Here is a 21,846-nt window from a genome sequence, read left to right on the forward strand (position 1 = left end):
CGGTTTGAATCTGGTCCCACACATCCCTGGTGCCAGCCCGGATCAACGCGGATGGACTTGATCAGCGTGACCGCGTTGGCGATAGCGCGGTGCTGGGCAGCGCCCCCACTCAGCACCAACATGTCATCATGAAAATCAACCGGCGACATCAGGGACTCTGCCACCGTGCCAGTTTTTCCAGCAGCTCATCGGAGCCAAAAAGCAAAGCACCAACGAACCCAAACAGCAGCAACAACATAAGAATCGCCCCAAAAATCTGGCCCGCGATCATCATGAAAATCCCAAGGGGGAACACAATAATGAAAAGTAGACCAGCACAGACCCACCGCCCAACAGGATCTTTTTTTTGAGGGTCAGGCATTAACGGCTTTCCGTATTTGTTCCAGCACATCCTTGGCGCTGGCCGGAATCGGCGTGCCCGGGCCGTAGATGCCCTTCACGCCGGCTTCATAGAGCATCTCGTAGTCTTGCCTCGGAATGACGCCACCGACAAACACAATGATGTCGTCGGCGCCCTGTTTTTTCAGCTCGGCGATGATGGCCGGCACCAGCGTCTTATGGCCGGCCGCCAGTGTAGAGACGCCCACCGCATGCACGTCGTTTTCAATCGCCTGGCGCGCGCACTCTTCGGGCGTCTGGAATAGCGGCCCCATGTCTACGTCAAAGCCCAGGTCGGCGAAAGCCGTGGCCACCACCTTGGCGCCTCGGTCGTGGCCGTCCTGGCCGAGTTTGGAAATCATCACGCGCGGGCGGCGGCCCTGCTCTTCGGCAAACGCGTTGATCTCGGTTTTGAGGGTTTCCCAGCCTTCGGCGGAGTCATAAGCGGCAGCGTACACACCGGTCACCTTTTGTGTATCGGCGCGGTGGCGCCCGTAGACTTTCTCGAGGGCATCGCTGACCTCACCCACCGTGGCGCGCAGGCGCACGGCCTTGATGCTGAGGTCCAGCAGATTGCCGTTGTTATTTTCGGCGGCCGCCGTCAAGGCGTCCAGCGCGGCCTGCACCGCCGCGTTGTCACGACTGGCCTTGATGGCCTTGAGCCGTGTGATCTGCCCGTCGCGCACCGCCACGTTGTCGATGTCGCGCGACTCGATGGCGTCCTCGGTCTTGAGTTTGTATTTGTTGACGCCGACGATGACATCCTTGCCGCTGTCGATGCGCGCCTGCTTTTCAGCCGCGGCCGCCTCGATCTTGAGCTTGGCCCAGCCACTGTCCACGGCTTTCGTCATGCCTCCCATGGCCTCGACTTCTTCAATGATGGCCCAGGCGGCGTCAGCCATGTCCTGGGTGAGCTTTTCCATCATGTAGCTGCCGGCCCAGGGATCGATGACGTGGGGAATGTGGGTTTCTTCCTGGATGATGAGCTGGGTGTTGCGGGCGATGCGGGCACTGAACTCGGTGGGCAGGGCAATCGCTTCGTCAAACGAGTTGGTATGCAGGCTCTGCGTGCCGCCAAAGACAGCAGCCATCGCCTCGATGGTGGTGCGCACCACGTTGTTGTAAGGATCCTGCTCGGTCAAACTCCAGCCCGAAGTCTGGCAGTGCGTGCGCAGCATCAGGCTCTTGGGGCTCTTGGCGTTGAAACCCTTCATGATGCGGCACCACAGCAGGCGGGCGGCCCGCATCTTGGCGACTTCAAGGTAGAAATTCATGCCTATGGCCCAGAAGAAACTCAGGCGCCCGGCGAATTCATCCACATCCAGGCCCTTGCCTAGCGCGGTTTTTACATACTCTTTTCCATCGGCCAAGGTGAAGGCCAGCTCTAGCGCCTGGTTGGCGCCGGCTTCCTGCATGTGGTAACCCGAGATCGAGATCGAATTGAACTTCGGCATGTTCTGCGCCGTGTATTCAATGATGTCGCCAATGATGCGGATGCTGGGCTGGGGCGGAAAGATGTAGGTGTTGCGGACCATGAACTCCTTGAGGATGTCGTTCTGGATGGTTCCGCTCAATTTGTCCTGGCTCACGCCCTGCTCTTCAGCCGCGACCACATAGCCGGCTAAAACCGGCAGCACCGCACCGTTCATGGTCATGGAGACGCTGACCTTGTCCAGCGGTATCTGGTCGAACAGAATCTTCATGTCCTCGACTGAATCAATCGCCACGCCGGCCTTGCCCACGTCGCCGGTCACGCGCGGGTGGTCGCTGTCGTAACCACGGTGCGTGGCCAGGTCAAACGCGACCGATACGCCCTGCCCGCCGGCGGCCAGCGCCTTGCGGTAGAAAGCATTCGACTCCTCGGCCGTGGAAAAGCCTGCGTACTGGCGGATCGTCCATGGGCGCACCGCATACATGGTGGCCTGCGGGCCGCGGATGAAAGGCTCGAAACCGGGCAGTGTGTTGGTGTGCGGAAGGTCTTTGGTGTCCTCAGCGGTATAGAGCGGCTTGACACTGATGCCGTCCGGTGTCTGCCAGTTCAGCGAGCCCACATCGCCGCCGGGCGCTGATTTGGCAGCGGCTCTGGCCCATGCTTCAAGGCTGGCTGCGGGAAATTCAGGTTCTTTGCTGGGATTGGACATGGGATGGGTTTACCGTAACGGGTCTTCACGCCGGGTGCTGCGATGAAACAGCATAGGCTCAGCATGAGAGGAAGTCATGAATCTGGTCAAGTTTACATCATTTATAATTATTGATGCAAAATTCAGTTTGAAGTAAGATGCCCACTAACTCGCGTGCAGCGCTGATCGAAAGCAGCGCCCCACTCGAAGCTATCGCACATTCAAAAAACACCTTTATGCCCATGGCCGCAGTGTCCCTGACCCCTCGAGCGCTTTACGAAGAAGTGGCGGAGCTTTTGCGCCAGCGCATCTTCAACCGCGAACTGACGCCGGGCAGCTGGATTGACGAGCTCAAGCTGGCCGAGGAATACGGCATCAGCCGAACGCCGCTGCGCGAAGCCCTGAAAGTGCTGGCCACCGAAGGCCTGGTCACGATGAAGGTGCGGCGCGGCGCCTATGTGACCGAAGTGTCTGAGCGGGACCTGGCCGACGTGTATCACCTGCTTGCGCTGCTGGAGAGCGACGCGGCCGGTGTGGTGGCCACCCAGGCGACGCCTTCCCAGCTCAAGGAACTGCAGGGCCTGCATAACGAACTGGAGAAAGCCGTCGGCAACCGTGAGCGGTTCTTCGAGATCAATGAAGCCTTTCACATGCGCCTGCTGGAAATCGCCAACAACCGCTGGCGTGACCAGATGGTGGCCGACCTGCGCAAGGTCATGAAGCTCAACCGCCACAACTCGCTGCTCAAAAGTGGCCGCATTGAAGAGTCGCTTGCCGAGCATCGCGCCATCATGCAGGCGCTGTCGTCGGGTGACGCGAATGCCACCGCGCAGCGCATGCGGGAGCACTTCAGGAACGGACTGGAAGCGGCGGCCTGACAACCTGGCCTTCCGGCCGACCCCTGGATGGAATGGAATCAGGCCTGCGGCAGCGCCTCCCAGTGCTGCACCACCTTGCCGTGCTTGTCCACACTTTCAAGCAGGACGGGAAAACCCCAAAGGCGCGCAACATGCTTGATCACCTCCTGGACATCGTCGGTGAGCGTCCGGTCGTTGTGGCGGCTGTGGCGCAAGGTCAGGGAGCGGGTCCCGCGTACGTCAACGTCCCAGACCTGTATGTTGGGCTCGCGGTAATTCAGGTCATGCTGGCGCGACAGCGCCTCCCGTACATGCCGATAACCCGCGTCGTCATGAATGGCCGCCACTTCAAGCTCGGACCTGCTCGCGTCATCCACCACTGAGAAGAGGCGAAATTCGCGTATCAGACGCGGCGAAAGGTATTGCCCGATGAAACTCTCGTCGCGGAAATGCCGCATTGCGTAGTCCAGCGTCTCCAGCCAGTTGGAGCCGGCAACGTCCGGCAACCACTGCCGGTCTTCTTCCGTGGGAGACTCGCAAATGCGCTTGAGGTCGCTGAACATGGCAAACCCCAGTGCGTAGGGGTTAACGCCGTTGTAGCCCGGATGTGTCACCGGCGGCTGGTAAATGACATTGGTGTGGGATCGCAGGCATTCGATCATGAAGCCGTCGGTCAGCAAGCCCTCGTCGTACAGGGAATTGAGCAGCGTGTAATGCCAGAAGGTGGCCCAGCCTTCATTCATGATCTGCGTCTGGCGTTGTGGGTAAAAGTACTGGCCGATCTTGCGCACGATGCGGATCACCTCGCGCTGCCAGGGCTCCAGCAGGGGCGCGTTCTTCTCGATGAAATACAGGATATTTTCCTGCGGCTCCGGCGGAAAACGGCGATGGGTTTTTTCGGCCGGCTTGTCGGCAGGCCTGGGCACCGTGCGCCACAGGTCATTGAGCTGCTGCTGCAGATAAGCCTCGCGGTCCTTGCGGCGGGCTTCTTCCTCCGCCAGCGACAGCTTCTGCGAGCGCTGGTAACGGTCCACACCGTGGCTCATCAGGGCATGGCAGGAATCCAGCAGTTGCTCGACCGCCTCCCAGCCGTGGCGCTCTTCGCACTCGGCAATGTAAGCCCGCGCGTACACCAGGTAGTCGACGATGGCGCCGGCGTCAGTCCACATCTGGAACAGATAGTTGCCCTTGAAGAAAGAGTTGTGGCCGTAGCAGGCATGCGCCATCACCAGCGCCTGCATGGGCATGGTGTTCTCTTCCATCAGGTAGGCGATGCAGGGGTTGGAATTGATCACAACTTCGTAAGCCAGCCCCATCTGGCCGCGCCGGTAATTTTTTTCCGTCGAGATGAACTGTTTGCCGAAGGACCAGTGCCGATAGTTCACCGGCATGCCCACCGAGGCATATGCATCAATCATCTGCTCGGCTGTGATGACCTCGAGTTGCACCGGGTAGGTGTCCAGGCCGAAGGACTTTGCCTTTCGCGCAATCTCGCCGTGGTAGAGCTCGATCAACTCGAAGGACCAGTCGGACGGGCTGGGCAGGCAGGCATGCCGGCGCCCGGTGCCGGGCAAGCCAGGCGCCGCCACTTCGGCAGGCTTTCTCTCGCTCTTTGTCATGGCTTGACGCCTTTTTTGAACAACTCCCTGAATACCGGGAAAATCTCGTCCGCGGCCGCGACCTTGCGCATCGCGAAATTCCGGTTGTCCTCTTGCACCTTGGTGTACTCCTCCCAGAGGTTCTGGTCCTCTTCACCGACCTGGACATAGGCGAAATACCGCGACACCGGAAGCAGCTTGCCGACCAGCAACTCGCGGCAGCGGGCCGAATCCTGGTGCCAGTTATCGCCGTCCGAAGCCTGGGCGCCATAGATGTTCCAGTCACCCGGCGGATAACGCTCCTGGATGATCTGGTGCATCAAGGCCAGGGCGCTGGACACCACGGTGCCGCCGGTTTCGGTGGACTGGAAGAACTCCTCTTCGGACACCTCGGTCGCCTGGGTGTGATGGCGAATGAAGATGACGTCGGTCTTTTCGTAATGCTTCCTGAGGAACAGGTACAGCAGGATAAAAAACCGCTTGGCGATGTCCTTGCGCGTTTCGTCCATGGAGCCCGATACATCCATCAGACAAAACATGACCGCCTTGGCACTGGGCTGCGGTACCTTGACACGGTTGCGGTAACGCAGGTCGAAGGGATCGAAAAACGGGATGGCCTTGAGGCGCCGGCGGAGCGCGTCGACTTGTGTCCTCAAGGAAAGAATCTCGTCAGGCAGATCCGGCGCGTCGCGCAGGGCCAGCGCCAGCTGCGCCTCCAGCTCATGCACCTGCCGCCGCGTCTCCCCGCCTATGGCAATGCGTCGGCTGAGCGCGACCCGCAGCGAACGCACCACGTGCAGGTTGGTCGGCGTTCCGTCCGAGATGAAGCCGGCACGGCGGGATTTCCATTCCGGCGCATCGGGCAACAGCTGGGTACGTATGAGATCGGGGAGCGCAAGGTCGTCAAAGAAGTACTGCATGAACTCTTCGCGCGTGATGCGGAAGACAAAGTCGTCTTCACCCTCGCCGTCGGGACTGGCCTCGCCGCCCGACCCGCCGCCGCTGCCGCCCTGCGGCCGCGCGATGCGGTCGCCGCGTACGTATTCGCGGTTACCGGGGTGCACAGTCTCGCGCGTGCCACCGGTGTGCCCAAACACTGGCTGGTAAACATCGCGCCGCGGCAATGTGACGTCTTCGCCCTGCTCGATGTCATGGATGCTGCGGCCCGCGACGGCACGGCGCACGGCGTCGCGTATCTGCCCGCGGAATCGGCGCAGGAAACGCTCGCGGTTGCCGATGGACTTGTTCTTTCCCGCCAACCGCCTGTCAATGACTTGCTGGAGCACAGTGATCTCCGGTCACATACACATGACACAAACACACGACGCGCCACCGCGGCGCGGCGCGGGCCTCAGGAACTCTTGCGTACCCGCAAGTACCAGTCGCACAACAACCGGACCTGGCGCGTGGTATATCCCTTGGCGACCATGCGGTTGACGAAGTCTTCGTGTTTTTGCTGCTCGTCCGCGCTGGCCTTGGCATTGAACGAAATCACCGGCAACAGGTCTTCGGTGTTTGAGAACATCTTTTTCTCGATCACGGTACGGAGTTTTTCGTAGCTGGTCCAAACCGGATTCTTGCCCGCGTTGTTGGCACGTGCGCGCAACACGAAGTTGACAATCTCGTTGCGGAAGTCTTTCGGGTTGCTGATGCCGGCGGGCTTCTCGATTTTCTCGAGCTCGGCATTGAGCGCCGAGCGGTCGAAGATTTCCCCAGTATCTGTATCACGGTATTCCTGGTCCTGGATCCAGAAGTCGGCGTAGGTCACGTAACGGTCGAAAATGTTCTGCCCGTATTCCGAATAGGATTCCAGGTAGGCCGTCTGGATTTCCTTGCCGATGAACTCGGCATAACGCATGGCCAGGATTTCCTTGATATAAGCCAGGTACTTCTGCTCGGTTTCAGGCGGGAACTGCTCGCGCTCGATCTGCTGCTCCAGCACATACATCAGGTGCACAGGGTTGGCCGCGATTTCGGTGGAGTCGAAGTTGAACACCTTGGACAAAATCTTGAAGGCAAAGCGCGTCGAGATCCCATTCATTCCCTCATCGACACCCGCATAGTCGCGGTATTCCTGGTAGCTCTTGGCTTTCGGGTCGGTGTCCTTGAGATTTTCGCCGTCATACACCTGCAGCTTGCTGAAGATGCTGGAGCTCTCGGGCTCCTTCAGGCGCGTCAGCACGGCAAACTGAGCCATCATCTTCAAGGTGCCGGGCGCGCAGATGGCGTTGTGCAGCGAGGAGTTGTGAATCAGCTTTTCATAAATCTTCACTTCCTCCGACACGCGCAGGCAATACGGAATCTTGACGATGTAAATCCGGTCCAGGAAAGCCTCGTTGTTCCTGTTGTTCTTGAACGCCTTCCACTCACTTTCATTGGAGTGCGCCATCACGATGCCGTCGAAGGGAATGGCGCCAAAGCCCTCCGTGCCCTTGAAGTTGCCCTCCTGCGTGGCGGTCAGCAGGGGATGCAGCACCTTGATGGGTGCCTTGAACATTTCGACAAACTCAAGCAGGCCCTGGTTGGACAGGCACAGGCCGCCGGAATAGCTATAAGCGTCCGGATCGTCCTGGGCATAGGTTTCCAGTTTGCGGATGTCGATCTTGCCGACCAGCGAAGAGATGTCCTGGTTGTTCTCATCGCCGGGCTCTGTTTTGGAAATAGCGCACTGCTTCAGGATGGAAGGAAAGCGCTTGACCACACGGAACCGGCGAATGTCGCCACCGTACTCCTCAAGGCGCTTGACCGCCCACGGCGACATGACCCGCTGCAGGTAACGCGGTGCAATGCCGTACTGGGACTCCAGCAATGGAAGGTCCTCTGCATTATTGAACAGGCTGAGCGGAGACTCATTAACAGGCGAGCCCTTCAAGGCGTAAAAAGGTACCTGCTCCATCAGCTGTTTGAGCCGCTCAGCGATGGACGACTTGCCGCCGCCCACAGGGCCCAGCAAATACAGGATTTGTTTTTTCTCTTCCAGGCCCTGCGCGGCATGGCGGAAGTAAGAGACCACCTGCTCGATGGGATCCTCCAGGCCGTAGAAGTCGCGGAATGCCGGGTAGATCTTGATGACCTTGTTGCCGAACAGGCGCGACAGCCGCTGGTCATGCCGGGTGTCGAGCAGTTCAGGCTCGCCAATGGCGGCGAGCATGCGCTCCGCCGCGGTGGCGTAGACGAGAGGACTGCGCTTGCAGGCGTCGAGGTAGTCCTCGATGGACAGCTCCTCTTCTCGCGTTTGTTCATAACGCGTCAGAAAATTACGGACGACATCCATAAATCCTCCTTTGCGCGCGGGAACCGAAACACCCCGACTCGTGATGGAAATCTGCTTCAGATTCCGCGCAATGCATCAACTGTTATCTCACACCATGCGATTGATAGATCGCAATGTCAACGGAAAGTTCCAAGGAACAATCGTCTCCATTATTTTCCAAATGCGCGAATAGGTACAGCGTATTTTTTAACGAATGCGGTCGATATGTATGCGTGTGTGCGTCATGCCGGCACCATCGCACGTCTGTCTTCATGATCGTTGAGTTTGCTATTTTTTTAATAGCTTAGTGCGCAGGCGATCAGGCGGCTTTGAAGGTTTTGTTGAAGAATGAAAAATCGCTGGCCGCATTTATTTCAAAGCCGGAGCGCATTCAACAGACAAAAATCAGACACACGCATTGCATGGAAAAACAGCAGGCCGCAAGCTGAAGTCACCAATGCGTGTCAGGAATTTCAAGTGCCTTCTGTCAGTATCGGCCCTGAATGTTTTTTAGTCAGCCCCTTGTCGGCACCCGTTACAAAAAATACGCCGGGCAGTATCAATGCGGCACCTACCGCGTGGTGCCAGCCCAACGGTTCGCCCAGCACGCCCCAGGCAGCCAGCGCCGCATAGAGAGGCCCCAGGTACAGGGACACTGCCACACGGCTGGCACCCAGGATTTTTTGCGCCCAGCCGTAAATCCAGTAAGCGCCCAGCCCCGGCACAATTGCGGCCACCACGATCAGCCACAGCCCGTAGCCGCTTAATGGCAGGGCATCAGGCCGCGATACTTCCCAAGCAGTCAGGGGAAGCAGCACCAGGCTGCCGCCTATGCAGATGGATGCCAGCCGGGCCGTGGCGCCGAGCGGGCTGGGCCACTGCTTTTGCAGCAAGGCATAGGCCGCCCATGACACCGTGGCGGCCACGATCCACAGGTCTCCCGCCGAGAACTGCACGCCAGCCAGCGCGGTCCATTGGCCTTTGACCACGACGTGCACCACACCGGCGATGGCCAGCAACACCCCCAGGCCCTGGCGCAGGCCCAGGCGCTCACCGAGCCAGATCACTGCACCCAGACCTATCAGCACCGGCGACGCCGCATAAATGAGCGCGATATTCATCGCACCAGTGGAACGTGCCCCCTGGTAAACCCAGGCGCCGCAAATCACCATGCCCAGGGTACCCAGCACCAGGTACTGCCACCACACTTTGCCGATGTGGCCACGCTGGCGCCACAGCTCGGACCGGGTGAGCAACAGCAGAAACAACGCCACCAGACCCCAGCGCCCGAAAGCCAGCAGATAGGGGCCTATCACACCCGGCGCCTTGCGCGCCACGATGTAGTTGACCGTCCAGAGCGCCGGCACCAGCCAGAGCAGGGCCAGCGCCTGGCGCGCCTGTTTTTGCGCGGAATCAGGCATCGGCCAGGAAGGTGGTGTCGGCAAGCGCTGATGGCGATGAAGCCGGCATTTCGTGCGCCAGCGCCATCACGGCATGCGGCGGCAGGTCGCGCAGGCGGTGGTTGCTCCAGACCTGGCGCCAGCGCCGCGCGCCGGGCAGGCCGTTGCGCAGACCCAGCATGTGGCGCGCGATGGCGCTCCTGGGCGTGCCATGCTCGGCCGCCTCACGCACCATGTAGTCGCACATCTGCGACTCCACAGTTTCACGGGTCGACAGGGATTCGGCGCCGCCGAAGAAGGCGCTGTCCCAGGAAGCCAGCCACCAGGGGTTGTGGTAGGCCTCGCGGCCAATCATCACGCCGTCAAGCGCGGCTAAATGCCCAGCTACTTCTTCCCGCGTGTTGATGCCGCCGTTGATGCAGATAACCAGGCCCGGGAATTCCTTCTTGAGGCGGTGCACCAACTCATAACGCAGCGGCGGCACCTCGCGGTTTTCCTTGGGGGAAAGGCCCTTGAGCCAGGCATTGCGCGCATGCACGATAAAGACCTTGCAACCAGCCTCGCTGACCGCGCCCACAAAGTCGCGCACAAATTCATAGCTTTCAGCCTTGTCGATGCCGATGCGGTGCTTCACCGTGACCGGTACATCGACCACATCGACCATGGCTTTCACGCAATCGGCCACCAGCTGCGGCTCGGCCATCAGGCAGGCGCCGAAAGCTCCGCGCTGCACGCGCTCGCTAGGGCACCCGCAGTTGAGGTTGATTTCGTCATAGCCCCACTTTTCGCCCAGCTGCGCACAGCGCGCCAGATCCGCCGGCTCGCTGCCGCCCAGCTGTAATGCCACGGGATGTTCTTCGGCGTTGAACCGCAAGTGGCGCTCCACGTCACCGTGGATCAGCGCACCCGTAGTGACCATTTCGGTGTAGAGCAAGGCATGGCGCGACAGCAACCGGTGAAAGTGGCGGCAATGCCGGTCGGTCCAGTCCATCATCGGAGCCACACTTAGCCGCCAGGGATGACCGGGCAATGCGGCAGAGGCGCCGGATACAGGCGCAGCGGGAAATGGAAATGGGGCTGACATAGCCCCATTTTCCCAGAAAGGACGCATCCGCAGCGGCGCAGGGCTTTGGCGGAGAAGTCCGCTAGAAACCCGTCATACCTCGGCGGTTTTGAATTCGTCCATGAGTTCCATTTTTCGCTGGCTTAGCTCGTCGGCCAATGCAACCAGGTCCAGCCGGGACTTGCGGGCCTTGACGAACATTTCCTCGCGCTCTTCCTTCACGTGGTGGTCGATGTATTCGCCCAATACCGTCACCCGGGCGTCATACAGGTCGTCTTCCGGATCCATACCCGATATCTGTGCGATCAGGTCTTTTGCCGTACCGTGCTCCACCTCTGCCTCGTCGAGCAGCGCGTCGTCATTGATGGCCGCGCGAACTTGTGGATAGAAGATTTCTTCTTCAATTTGCGCGTGCACCGTCAGCTCCTGGCAAATCTTGTCGGCTACTTCGCGCTTTTCCTCGCCGGACGCATGGCTGTCGCATAACTTCCTGAATGTGGTGAAGAGCTTTTTAACGGCGATGTGGTCGGCATCCAGCAGGTCTACGGCATCGTGCTTTTTCGGAGGTGCTTTGCTCATGGGGATCCTCTTTGGGGTTAATGGTCAGTCTGTTTATGGGCTGAAATTCAATGCGGCCGGAAAAGCCAACCGCCCAGCCAATTTAGGCCGGCGCCTGTGCTCGATTTGTGGGAAACCCGGAAACGCTTGTGTAGGAATACATGAACATGACGGAGCCGGGCCAAAACCGTGGCGGCCTTGCTGCACAGGCCCTCAAATTCGCCCAAGCCGGCGTGCCGCATCCTGGCAAGCGGGTAATATGGACGGTTACACCACCCGAACAGCCCAGGCCTTGAAGTGCAGGAAAAAATGACGCCGACCATGCCGCACAATTCCACTCCACACCCTCACCTCCCGCCCGCGTTTCGCATGTACCCGCTTGCCCTGCTGCTTCCGCTGGCATTGCTGGCCGCCTGCACTTCGGTACCGCTTCCGCCATGGACGCCACCCTCCACACAGACTTCTGAGCCCTCACCAGCCCCAGCGCCTGCCGCGCAACGTCCTGCACCTGCGGCCGCTACAGTCCAGACCTCTCCCGTCGCGCCCCCAACAGCAACGGTCAGCCAACCTGCCCCTTATAGCGACGCGGTTGCCGCACGCTTTCCGGCGCCCTCCGTTGTTTACAACACGCCTGGGCTGCAAGCCGGCCGCACCACGTTCACCACGCAGGCCGAAATCCAGGCATGGCTGCGCGAGCAGGCCGCCGCAGCTTCCCGCACGCCCGGGGTCAGGGCTGCCGTTTTGCCCATAGGCCGGTCACAGCGCGGTGAAACACTTGAAGCACTGGTCCTGACCCGTGCCGGCGGCACGGACCCCACGGTAGTGCAGTCAGCAGGCAAGCCCACAGTGCTCCTCGTAGGCCAGCAGCACGGCGACGAGCCTGCCGGCAGCGAAGCGCTGCTGGTCATCGCCCGGGAGCTTGCACAAGGCTTGCTGCAGCCCGCACTGGACCGCATCAATGTAGTGATTGTTCCGCGCGCCAATCCTGATGGCGCAGCGAATGAGCAGCGTGCGACCACAGGCGGGCTGGACATGAACCGCGACCACATGCTGCTCAACACGCCGGAAGCCCAGGCGCTTGCCAGGCTCGCCCGCGATTACCACCCCACTGTGGTGGTCGACGCCCACGAGTACACGGTCGTGGGCCGCTTCCTTCAGAAGTTCGGCAGCGTGCAGAAGTTCGACGCGCTGTTCCAGTACGCCACCACTGCCAACCTGCCCGAGTTTTTGACCAAGGCCGCGGAAGAGTGGTACCGGCGCCCTCTGCTGGCAGCCCTCAAGGGCCAAAACCTCACCACGGAGTGGTACTACACCACCTCAAGCGACCTGGCCGACAAAAAAATCTCGATGGGCGGCACCCAACCCGACACCGGCCGAAATGTTTATGGACTGAAAAACGCCATCAGCCTGCTGATCGAAACACGCGGTGTCGGCATTGGCCGCCTGCATATCCAGCGGCGTGTTCACACCCACGTGACAGCCATCACCAGTGCGCTGGCGAGCACCGCCCAGCGCGCGAACGAGCTGCAACAGCTGCGGCCCTACCTCGACAAGGAAGTCGGCGCCAAAGCCTGCAAGGAGGAAGCAGTCGTGGAGGCAGCGCCTACTTCCGCACAGTACGACTTGCTCATGCTCGACCCCGTGACAGGCGCAGACAAGACCGTATCCGTGGACTGGGATTCTGCCCTTGCGTTACGCAGCCTTAAAGCCCGCGCACGCCCCTGCGGCTATTGGCTGTCGGCAGCCTCCACCGTAGCCGTCGACCGGCTGCGGCTGCACGGCGTCCAGGTGCAGCGCGTTGCCGAACAGGGTTCCATGCTCGGCGACAGCTATCGGGAAACGTCCAGCACCTCGGGTGAACGGCAGGACGTGCGCGGCACCATCGCCGACGGCAAAGCCGTTCTCAAAGTCCAGGTCAGCCTGACTCGCGGCGTGGTGGACGTGCCTCGCGGCAGCTACTATGTGCCGCTGAATCAACCGCTTGGCAACCTGGTGTTTGCTGCACTGGAGCCCGACACCCAGAGCAGCTACTTCGCCAACCAGCTCCTGCAGGGCCTGCAAAGCACCGTGCGTGTGATGGCTGAGCCGACCATCAAGCTGGAAGACCTTTAGCCCCCACGCTTTTCACTTCGTGTAATGCGCTGCCCCCCGAGGGGGCGCTGCGCCTGCGGCCCGGCAAAGCCGGTTCCGCGGCCCCTGCTGGCATAAGAGATGAGTCTCGGGCCTGACTTGACGATGACGTCTGACAGGAAGAGGATGTCATGGCTGACCGGAAATTTACAGTTTCCACGCCTTAATGATTCGTTGAACCAACGCAATGCATGAAAGGACCCGCCATGAAGAACTTCGAACTGACCAAAAAAATGCTCAGTATGGGTGGTGTGTTTTATCCCACCGGCTACGCGTTCATCATGTTCCCGAATCTTGAAGACGCCAGGCACGTGGCCCATGAACTGGAAATGGCCAGCAACGGCATCATGCTGCTGACACCGGAAGACATTCTCGAAGATATCGGCAAGGCGGATGGCCATTCGGACGTGAACCTGCCGCGTGTTGGCACTGAGGGCGCGACGGTCCACAAGTACGTGGACCTCGCACGGGAAGGCCACCACGCGCTGATGATTCCGGTGCCGTCCAAAGACGCCACGGAGCGCATCATGGAGGTCGTGCGGACGGTGCCTTTTTCCTATGCGCAAAAGTACCACAGCCTGGCGATCGAGGACCTGGAGTAACGCCCGTCCCGCAGGTGCCCAAGGACAATCGGGGCAGGTTGAAAACCGGCCCGGGTTTAAGGCACACTGCGCCTCATGCCCCAGTCCAGCCACACTTCAGACCTGCCCACTACGACGCCCCGCGCCCGCCATCTCATTGAACAGCTGCGGCTGAAACCGCATCCGGAAGGAGGCTGGTACTGCGAGGTGTTCCGCTCCACACAGCAAGTTGCGCCGCAGGACGGAAGACCGGTGCGCAATGCCCTGACCTCGATTTACTTTTTGCTTGACGCCACCCAGCACTCACGCTGGCACCGCGTTCTTTCCGACGAGGTGTGGGTCCATCTGGAGGGCGCATCACTCGATCTCTGGACGTGGAACGCGGAGGACAACCGCCTGAGCCGTACGGCGCTGGGCCCTGTCAGTGCGGCAACCACCCCTCAACACGTTGTGGCTGCCGGCCTTTGGCAGGCGGCCAGGCCACAGGCGAATGCCGCGGCGGGCTACACCCTCATGGCCTGCATGGTGGGTCCGGGTTTTGATTTTTCCGACTTCCGGATGATGGAGTCTGGCGGCAACGAAGCCCGGCAAATCGCCGCCGACCATCCGCAGCTGGCGCCATTTATCTAGCGCTCAACAAGTTCAAGAACCCCGAGGATTTCCCATGATTGACCTGCATTACTGGCCTACACCCAACGGTTGGAAGATTTCCATCATGCTGGAAGAGTGCGGCCTGCCTTACCGGCTCCTCCCGGTAAACATCGGCAAGGGTGCGCAGTTCACGCCGGAATTTCTCGCGATCAGCCCCAACAACCGCATGCCGGCCATCGTCGACCATGCGCCTCCCGGCGGCGGGGCACCTGTGGCGGTGTTTGAGAGCGGCGCCATCCTGGTGTACCTGGCCGAAAAGACCGGCCGCTTTCTGCCTGCCGAATTGCGCGAGCGCTACCAGGCTATGCAGTGGCTGATGTGGCAGATGGGTGGGCTCGGTCCCATGGCGGGGCAAAACGGACATTTTCTTTTGTATGCGCCGGACAAAATCCCTTATGCGATCGAGCGCTACAGCAAGGAAGTGGACCGCCTTTACGGCGTGCTCGATGCGCAACTGGCACGCACCGGTGCGCATGTGGCGGGTGCTGATTACTCCGTCGCCGACATGGCCATCTTTCCCTGGGTGCGTACACACAAGGCTCAGCAGGTTGACTTGCAAAAATTTCCCCATGTACAACGCTGGTACGACGCCCTGTTTGAAAGGCCTGCCGTCAAACGCGGGCTGGACCAGGGCAAGGAACTGCGCGCACCGGCGCTGACCGATGAGGCACGCAAGGCCTTGTTTGGGCAGACAGCGCAAAGCGTACGGAACGGCGCGCACAAGGTTTCGTGACCCCCCTTCCTCCCTCAAAAACCGGGATACCCATGATTGAATTTTTCTTCGACTGCTCCAGCCCCTGGACCTACATCGCCTTTCGCAACATCCAGCCGCTGGCAGCCGAGTTGAGGGAACCCATTCGCTGGCGTCCGGTGCTGGTAGGAGGCATCTTCAACAGCGTCAACAAAGGCATTTATGCGGCGCGTGAAGACATGGACACGCCGAAGAACCGCTACATGCTCAAGGACGTACAGGACAGCGCACGCGAAGCAGGACTGAAGATCGCCTTCCCGCCCAGGGTGTTCCCGGTCAACAGCGTCAAGGCCATGCGGGGCTGCTTATGGATTGAACAGGACACCACAGCCCAACCGCATTACCTGGGATTCATCGCAGCTACCTTCGCAGCCTATTTCACACGTGAAGAAGATATCTCGCAGGATGAAGTGCTGGCCGCGATTTGCCGGCAAGTTGGCATTGATCCCGCAGCGTTTCTGGCTGGCATCGCAAGGCCCGACATCAAGGATCAACTCAAAACCAACACCGACGAAGCGATCCGGCGCGGTGCGTTCGGTTCACCCACCTTCTTTGTGGGCGACGACATGTATTTCGGCAACGACAGGCTTGCGCTGGTGCGCTCCGCTGTGTTGCGGGCCAGAGCAAGCGCCTAATGCGCTGCGGTTGACGCGCCGGTGGCACCGGTGCGCTCCAGCACATGGCGCGCCATCGACTGTGCCAGCTCCTGTTCACCGAGGAAGACCTTGCCGGCCTTCTCGTTGTCGAGCAGGCGCGCTTCAGCCTCATTGTGGGTGCGCACCACGGTTTCGATGGCCGGATTCAGTGAACGCGCAGTGGCGACCATCCGCCTGACGTCCAGCGTGTCGGGCGTCGCGATCACGAGCATGCGCGCCTGCGCGATGTGCGCCTGAACCAGAACTTCCGCCTCCACCGCATCGCCAGACACGGCCGCGATACCCTGTTCCCGAAGCCGTTCCACTGCCTCGCGATTCTGCTCTGCCACCACAAACGGAATGTGATGGGCCTTCAGTGCATCGGCGATACGCCGCCCTACCCGTCCATAGCCCACCAGCACCACATGATTCGACAAATACTTCTGGTCGGTCGTGGCCGGCAGCTCGGCCGTCGGGTCATCGCGGGCCTCCAGCTTGCGCGCCAGGGGTGACTTCGCCAGGATCCATTGCTGCAAGGGCTCAACGGCCTTGAAGACCAGCTGGTTGAGTGCAATCGATATCAGCGCACCCGCCAGCACCAGGCTTTGCCCTTCGGGGGGCAGCAGGCCCAGCGATGCACCCAGGCCCACCAGGATGAACGAGAACTCGCCGATCTGCGCGAGGCTGGCCGAGACGGTGAGCGCGGTGTTCAGCGGATAGCGAAATGCCATCACCAGCAAGCCGGCCGCCAATGTCTTGCCGACGATGATGATGCCCACCACGGCCAGCACCTGCAGTGGCCGCTCCAGCAATACCCAGGGGTCGAACAGCATGCCCACAGACACAAAAAACAGCACGGCGAAAGCGTCGCGCAAAGGCAGCGACTCTTCGGCCGCCCGGTGGCTGAACTCGGATTCGCGCATCACCATGCCGGCGAAGAAAGCGCCCAGCGCGAAAGACACGCCGAACAGCGCCGTCGCGCCAAAGGCGATGCTCACGGCGGCGGCCACCACGCACAGCGTGAACAGCTCGCGCGAGCCGGTGCGCTGCACCTGCCACAGCACCCAGGGGAAGAAACGGCGCCCCACCACCAGCATCAGCGCCACGAAGCCGCCCACTTGCAGCAGCGTGATGCCCAGTGTTTTCCACAGCGCATTGATGTCCGCGTCTACCTTGCCCGACAGCCAGCCGCCCAGCGGCGGAAGCAGAACCAGCACCAGCACCATGGCCAGGTCCTCCACGACCAGCCAACCCACGGCGATCCGCCCATTGACCGAGTCGAGAATGCCGCGGCCTTCCAGGGCCCGAAGCAGCACCACGGTACTGGCGACGGACAGCGACAGGCCGAACACCAGCGCTCCCCCGAGATTCCAGCCCCACCAGTGCGCGAGGCCCATGCCGAGCGCGGTGGCGACCGTCATCTGCACGACGGCTCCGGGCACCGCGATCTTACGCACCGCCAGCAGGTCGTCCAGCGAGAAATGAAGCCCTACTCCGAACATCAGCAGCATCACCCCGATTTCAGCGAGCTGGCTCGCGATCTCCGCATCCGCTACAAAGCCGGGCGTGAACGGCCCGATGATCACACCCGCGAGCAGGTAGCCCACCAGCGCGGGCAAGCGCAGCCGCACGGCAAGAAAACCAAAAATCAGGGCCAGGCCCAGGCCGGCGGCAATCGTGCTGATCAAAGAAACGCTATGGGGCATGCAGGAGGATTCCTTCTCGAAAGCGAAAAGCGGTTAAGAGCCGTTCAGACTCCAGGGAAGGCCCTCGACACAGCCCAGTGTGCGGGCTGTCCCGTCGAACGTGTCTCTTTAATTTACTACAGACGATTGAAGTGACCCATTGCCAAGTCCCCACGCATTTGACGGCTTTGCAGATTGTTTGCGACAAACAGCCGGGCACAAAAAAACCCGCCGAAGCGGGTTTTCAGTCACGGGCCGGTGAGGGCAATCAACCCATGTGCAGGCCGCCATTGAGCGAGAAGTCGGCGCCGGTGGCGTAGCCGCCTTCATCGGACGCGATCCAGGAAATGATGGAGGCGATCTCCTCGGGCTGGCCGAGCCGTTTGGCGGGCACGCCTGCGACGATTTTCTCCAGCACGTCAGGGCGTATGGCTTTGACCATGTCGGTGCCGATATAGCCGGGGCTAACCGTGTTGACCGTCACGCCCTTGGCCGCCACCTCTTGCGCCAGCGCCATCGTGAAGCCGTGCAGGCCGGCCTTGGCGGTGGAATAGTTCACCTGGCCAAACTGGCCCTTCTGGCCGTTGACGGACGAGATGTTGATGATGCGCCCGAAACCCGCTTCAATCATGCCCTCGATGACCTGCTTGGTCACGTTGAACATGCTGTTGAGGTTGGTGGAGATCACGGCATCCCAATCGGCCTTGCTCATCTTGCGGAACTGGCCGTCGCGCGTGATGCCGGCGTTGTTGACCAGCACAGCCACGGGGCCATGCTCAGCCTTGACCTTGTCAAAGGCCGTGACGGTGGAATCCCAGTCGCCAACGTTGCCCACCGAAGCATAAAAAGTATGGCCCAGGGCTTTTTGCTCGTCGAGCCATTTGGTGAAGTCGCGCGTGGGGCCGCATCCGGCGATCACCGTGAACCCATCCTTGTCCAGCCGTTGGCAGATGGCAGTTCCAATGCCGCCCATACCGCCCGTGACATACGCTACTTTTTTTGCCATTTCGCTCTCCTTGATTTTGTGAATTATTCGAAACCGTTTACCTGATGACTTCCCTGCCGAACGGCCCACCGTGATTCGCTATCGATTTAATAGCTGCTTGCGCACGGTGCAAGCCAGTCTCAGCCTCTTTTACCTTATATTCAGCGTTCCAGTGTGAGGGCAACCCCCATGCCGCCGCCGATGCAGAGGCTGGCAATGCCTTTTTTCGCATCGCGCCGCGCCATTTCGTGCAGCAGCGTCACGAGGATGCGGCAGCCGGACGCGCCGATCGGGTGGCCGATCGCGATGGCGCCGCCGTTGACGTTGACCTTACTGGTGTCCCAACCCATCTCCTTGTTGACCGCGCAGGCCTGGGCGGCAAAAGCTTCGTTGATTTCAAGCAGGTCGAGGTCCTGGGCCTTCCAGCCTGCGCGCTGCAGCGCCTTGGTCGATGCGGGGACCGGGCCCATGCCCATGTAGGCCGGGTCGAGGCCGGTGGTTGCATAGCTGGCAATGCGCGCCAATGGCTTGAGGCCCAGGGCGGCGGCTTTTTTGGCCGTCATGACCATCACGGCGGCAGCGCCGTCGTTCAGGCCCGAGGCATTGCCGGCCGTCACACCACCGGCCTTGTCAAACGCCGGGCGCAGGCCCGCCAGGCCTTCGGCGCTGGTTTTGCGGTTGATGAATTCGTCCGCAGCAAACACCACCGGATCACCTTTTTTCTGGGGAATAGTGATGGGGATGATTTCATCCTTGAACTTGCCGGCGTCCTGCGCGGCCGCAGCCTTGGTCTGGCTGGCCAGGGCCAATGCGTCCTGCGCTTCCCGATTGATCTCGTATTTTTTTGCCACGTTCTCTGCGGTGATGCCCATGTGGTACTGGTTGTAGACGTCCCACAGGCCATCGACGATCATGGAGTCGATCATCTTCCAGTCGCCCATGCGCTGGCCGTCGCGCGAACCATTGAGCACATGCGGGGCAGCGCTCATGTTCTCCTGACCGCCGGCAATGACGATTTCGCTGTCGCCCGTGGCCACCGCCTGCGCTGCCAGCATGACAGCCTTCAGGCCGGAACCGCAGACCGCATTGATGGTCAGGCCCGGAATGCCGTTGGGAAAACCGGCCTTGATGACCGACTGGCGCGCCGGGTTCTGGCCGACGCCGGCCGTCAATACCTGACCCATGATGACCTCGCCGAGCTGGTCGGCATTGAGGCCGGAACGCTCCAGCACACCCTTGATGACGGCTGCGCCGAGTTCGGTTGCGGGTATTTTGGCGAGCGAGCCGCCGAATTTACCGACGCCGGTGCGGCCGGCAGCAACGATAACGATGTCTTCCATGATGTGTCCCTTTTGAAGTTTTAGGATGCGTTTATGAATGCGTTTTTATGAATGCGGTCTGGGGAGGCGCGGGTTGCTGCGTCAGGCTTTTGCCTTGACATAGCGGCCCGGCGCAGCCTCAATGACTTTGTACTTGCGGCTGCCATAGGTTTTCGGTGCAGCAATTTGCTTGCCAGCATGGCCCTGGAGCCATCCGGACCAGTCGGTCCACCAGCTGCCAGGATGTTCTGTCGCGCCCTCGAGCCAGCCGGCTTGCGTCTCGGGAAATTTTCCCTGAGGCAGTTTGTCCCGGGTCCAGTAGCTTCGTTTTTTCTTGGCTGGCGGATTGATCACTCCCGCAATATGGCCGGAAGCACCCATGACAAACCTCTTTTTTCCAGGCAAATGCTGTGTGGAGGCATAAGCGCCGCCAATCGGCACGATGTGGTCTTCACGCGAGCCGTAGATGTACACAGGAATGTCGACCTTGCGCAAGTCTACTTTCTGGCCGCACACCACGGTCTTGCCCGGCTTGATGAGATTGTTCTCGAAATAGGTATTTCGCAGGTACCAGGCGTAAAACGGGCCCGGCAGGTTGGTGGAGTCGCTGTTCCAGTACAGCAGGTCAAACGGAGGCGGTGTTTCGCCCTTCAGGTAATTGCCGACCACGTAGTTCCAGACCAGGTCATTCGGCCGCAGGAAACTGAAAGTGGAAGCCAGGTCCTGACCTTTGAGCAAGCCGCCCTGCCCCATCTCGGCCTCGCGGTACTTGACCGAGGTTTCGTCGATGAAGATATCAAGGATGCCGGTGTCGGTGAAATCAAGAAACGAGGTAAGCAGCGTGGCACTCGCCACCGGCTTTTTACCCTGTGCAGCCAGTACGGACAGCGCTGTTCCGAGGATGGTGCCGCCCACGCAAAATCCCAGTGCGTTCAGGGTCTTGGCGCCGGTGATCTCCTGCACCACCTCGATCGCCTTGATGGCGGCATGCTCGATGTAGTCGTCCCACGTCTTCCTGGCCATCGACTCATCGGGGTTGCGCCAGCTCACCACGAAGGTGCGGTGGCCCTGGCTGACGGCATAGCGGATCAGCGAGTTCTCGGGCTGCAGGTCAAGGATGTAGAACTTGTTGATGCATGGCGGGATCAGCAGGAAAGGCTTTTCGTACACCTTTGCCGTCAGGGGCTTGTACTCCAGCAGTTGAAAGAATTCATTTTCAAACACCACCGCGCCTTCGGTGGTGGCAACGTTTTTGCCGACCTCGAACACACGTTCGTCGGTCATGGACACGTGGCCCTGCTTCAAATCGTGCAGCAGGTTGGTAAGACCCTGGGCAATGCTTTCGCCCTGGCTCTCGATGGCTTTTTGCTGCGCCTCGGCATTGAGCGCCAGGAAATTGCTGGGCGCCGTGGCCGCCATCCATTGCTCGACCGCGAAGCGCACGCGTGCGCGGGTCTTCGCGTCGCCTTCGACGGCGTCGGCCAGGGCCATGAGGGTGCGGGCGTTCAGCAGATAGGTGGAAGCCGAAAATTTCGAGACGGGGTTGGTCTTCCAGGCCGCGCTTGAAAACCTGCGGTCAGACGACACCAGGGTATCGGCGCCCTCCTGCAACCCCTGGTTCCACAGGGCTGAGGCGTCTGCGATATAGCGCTGCTGCAATTCCTGGAGCCTGGCCGGATCGAACTGGAGTGCCGCTGGGGTTCGGCCTGGGCTGAATGCACTCATTGGTGCGAATCCGTTGTTTGCACCAGTATTGAAGCCGGCGCTTGATCCGGCGTTTGCCATGACACTCATGGCCTGCTGCAGGCCTGCCGCAAAGGTCTCTTGCATCTGCCGGGCCGCTTCGGCCTGCTTTGCGTCAAAATTCATCTTGTCTCCCCGA

Annotated in this window: 18 protein-coding genes; 6 read left to right on the forward strand and 12 right to left on the reverse strand. The window is 60.6% G+C overall.

Annotated features, from left to right (window positions below):
• Positions 1-148 precede the first annotated feature (148 nt).
• On the reverse strand, positions 149-361 hold the full coding sequence (locus AC1D11_RS08115) for a hypothetical protein (RefSeq protein ID WP_477646494.1): 213 nt from the start codon (positions 359-361) through the stop codon (positions 149-151).
• Positions 354-2,519: a methylmalonyl-CoA mutase gene (gene scpA, locus AC1D11_RS08120; protein WP_477646493.1), complete on the reverse strand. Its 2,166-nt coding sequence runs from the start codon at positions 2,517-2,519 to the stop codon at positions 354-356. Before scpA ends, AC1D11_RS08115 begins: the two co-directional genes overlap by 8 nt.
• 221 nt (positions 2,520-2,740) lie before the next feature.
• Between scpA and AC1D11_RS08125 the strand changes: the two genes are divergently transcribed.
• Entirely contained in the window at positions 2,741-3,376 is a 636-nt protein-coding gene (locus tag AC1D11_RS08125) for a GntR family transcriptional regulator (RefSeq protein ID WP_477646492.1), read from the forward strand.
• A 38-nt stretch (positions 3,377-3,414) separates the two neighbouring features.
• Here the strand turns inward: AC1D11_RS08125 and AC1D11_RS08130 are convergent, their stop codons facing one another.
• From AC1D11_RS08130 to AC1D11_RS08155, 6 genes are all read right to left on the reverse strand, one after another.
• A complete protein-coding gene (locus AC1D11_RS08130; protein ID WP_477646491.1) occupies positions 3,415-4,974 on the reverse strand; it encodes a SpoVR family protein in 1,560 nt (519 codons plus the stop codon).
• Positions 4,971-6,245 carry a YeaH/YhbH family protein gene (locus AC1D11_RS08135; protein WP_477646607.1) on the reverse strand — a complete coding sequence of 425 codons (1,275 nt, stop codon included), beginning with the start codon at positions 6,243-6,245 and terminating at the stop codon, positions 4,971-4,973. The genes AC1D11_RS08130 and AC1D11_RS08135 overlap by 4 nt, the downstream gene beginning before the upstream one ends.
• 59 nt (positions 6,246-6,304) lie before the next feature.
• The gene (locus AC1D11_RS08140) at positions 6,305-8,227 is read right to left on the reverse strand and encodes a PrkA family serine protein kinase (RefSeq protein ID WP_477651075.1); all 1,923 of its coding nucleotides are present in this window, start codon (positions 8,225-8,227) and stop codon (positions 6,305-6,307) included.
• Positions 8,228-8,679: 452 nt separating this feature from the next.
• On the reverse strand, positions 8,680-9,627 hold the full coding sequence (locus tag AC1D11_RS08145; protein WP_477651074.1) for a DMT family transporter: 948 nt from the start codon (positions 9,625-9,627) through the stop codon (positions 8,680-8,682).
• Entirely contained in the window at positions 9,620-10,690 is a 1,071-nt protein-coding gene (gene dusA / locus AC1D11_RS08150) for a tRNA dihydrouridine(20/20a) synthase DusA (protein WP_477646488.1), read from the reverse strand. Before dusA ends, AC1D11_RS08145 begins: the two co-directional genes overlap by 8 nt.
• Positions 10,691-10,762: 72 nt before the next feature.
• The gene (locus tag AC1D11_RS08155; protein WP_457280395.1) at positions 10,763-11,248 is read right to left on the reverse strand and encodes a hemerythrin domain-containing protein; all 486 of its coding nucleotides are present in this window, start codon (positions 11,246-11,248) and stop codon (positions 10,763-10,765) included.
• 288 nt (positions 11,249-11,536) lie between these two features.
• Here AC1D11_RS08155 and AC1D11_RS08160 point away from each other — a divergent pair, with 288 nt between their 5' ends.
• The 5 genes from AC1D11_RS08160 to AC1D11_RS08180 all read left to right on the forward strand — a co-directional run bounded on the left by AC1D11_RS08160 (position 11,537) and on the right by AC1D11_RS08180 (position 15,975).
• Positions 11,537-13,339, forward strand: a complete 1,803-nt coding sequence (locus tag AC1D11_RS08160) for a M14 family metallopeptidase (protein ID WP_477646487.1) — start codon at positions 11,537-11,539, stop codon at positions 13,337-13,339.
• A gap of 224 nt (positions 13,340-13,563) precedes the next feature.
• A complete protein-coding gene (locus AC1D11_RS08165) occupies positions 13,564-13,959 on the forward strand; it encodes an RNA-binding protein (protein WP_477646486.1) in 396 nt (131 codons plus the stop codon).
• Between the two features lie 75 nt (positions 13,960-14,034).
• A complete protein-coding gene (locus tag AC1D11_RS08170) occupies positions 14,035-14,568 on the forward strand; it encodes a cupin domain-containing protein (protein ID WP_477646485.1) in 534 nt (177 codons plus the stop codon).
• Positions 14,569-14,602: 34 nt separating this feature from the next.
• Positions 14,603-15,322, forward strand: a complete 720-nt coding sequence (locus tag AC1D11_RS08175) for a glutathione binding-like protein (protein ID WP_477646484.1) — start codon at positions 14,603-14,605, stop codon at positions 15,320-15,322.
• Positions 15,323-15,354: 32 nt separating this feature from the next.
• Positions 15,355-15,975 (forward strand): DsbA family protein, encoded by a 621-nt coding sequence (locus AC1D11_RS08180; RefSeq protein ID WP_477646483.1) that lies wholly within the window; start codon positions 15,355-15,357, stop codon positions 15,973-15,975.
• Here the strand turns inward: AC1D11_RS08180 and AC1D11_RS08185 are convergent.
• The 4 genes from AC1D11_RS08185 to phaC form a co-directional block, all read right to left on the reverse strand.
• Positions 15,972-17,681, reverse strand: a complete 1,710-nt coding sequence (locus AC1D11_RS08185) for a cation:proton antiporter domain-containing protein (RefSeq protein ID WP_477646482.1) — start codon at positions 17,679-17,681, stop codon at positions 15,972-15,974. The genes AC1D11_RS08180 and AC1D11_RS08185 overlap by 4 nt on opposite strands.
• Positions 17,682-17,928: 247 nt before the next feature.
• Positions 17,929-18,666: an acetoacetyl-CoA reductase gene (phbB, locus tag AC1D11_RS08190; protein WP_457280389.1), complete on the reverse strand. Its 738-nt coding sequence runs from the start codon at positions 18,664-18,666 to the stop codon at positions 17,929-17,931.
• Positions 18,667-18,806: 140 nt separating this feature from the next.
• On the reverse strand, positions 18,807-19,985 hold the full coding sequence (locus AC1D11_RS08195; RefSeq protein WP_477646481.1) for an acetyl-CoA C-acetyltransferase: 1,179 nt from the start codon (positions 19,983-19,985) through the stop codon (positions 18,807-18,809).
• Between the two features lie 81 nt (positions 19,986-20,066).
• Complete coding sequence (gene phaC, locus AC1D11_RS08200; protein ID WP_477646480.1) at positions 20,067-21,833, reverse strand: class I poly(R)-hydroxyalkanoic acid synthase; 1,767 nt, start codon at positions 21,831-21,833, stop codon at positions 20,067-20,069.
• Between the last annotated feature and the right edge of the window lie 13 nt (positions 21,834-21,846).

Source organism: Polaromonas sp. P1_E11 (genome assembly GCF_056405995.1).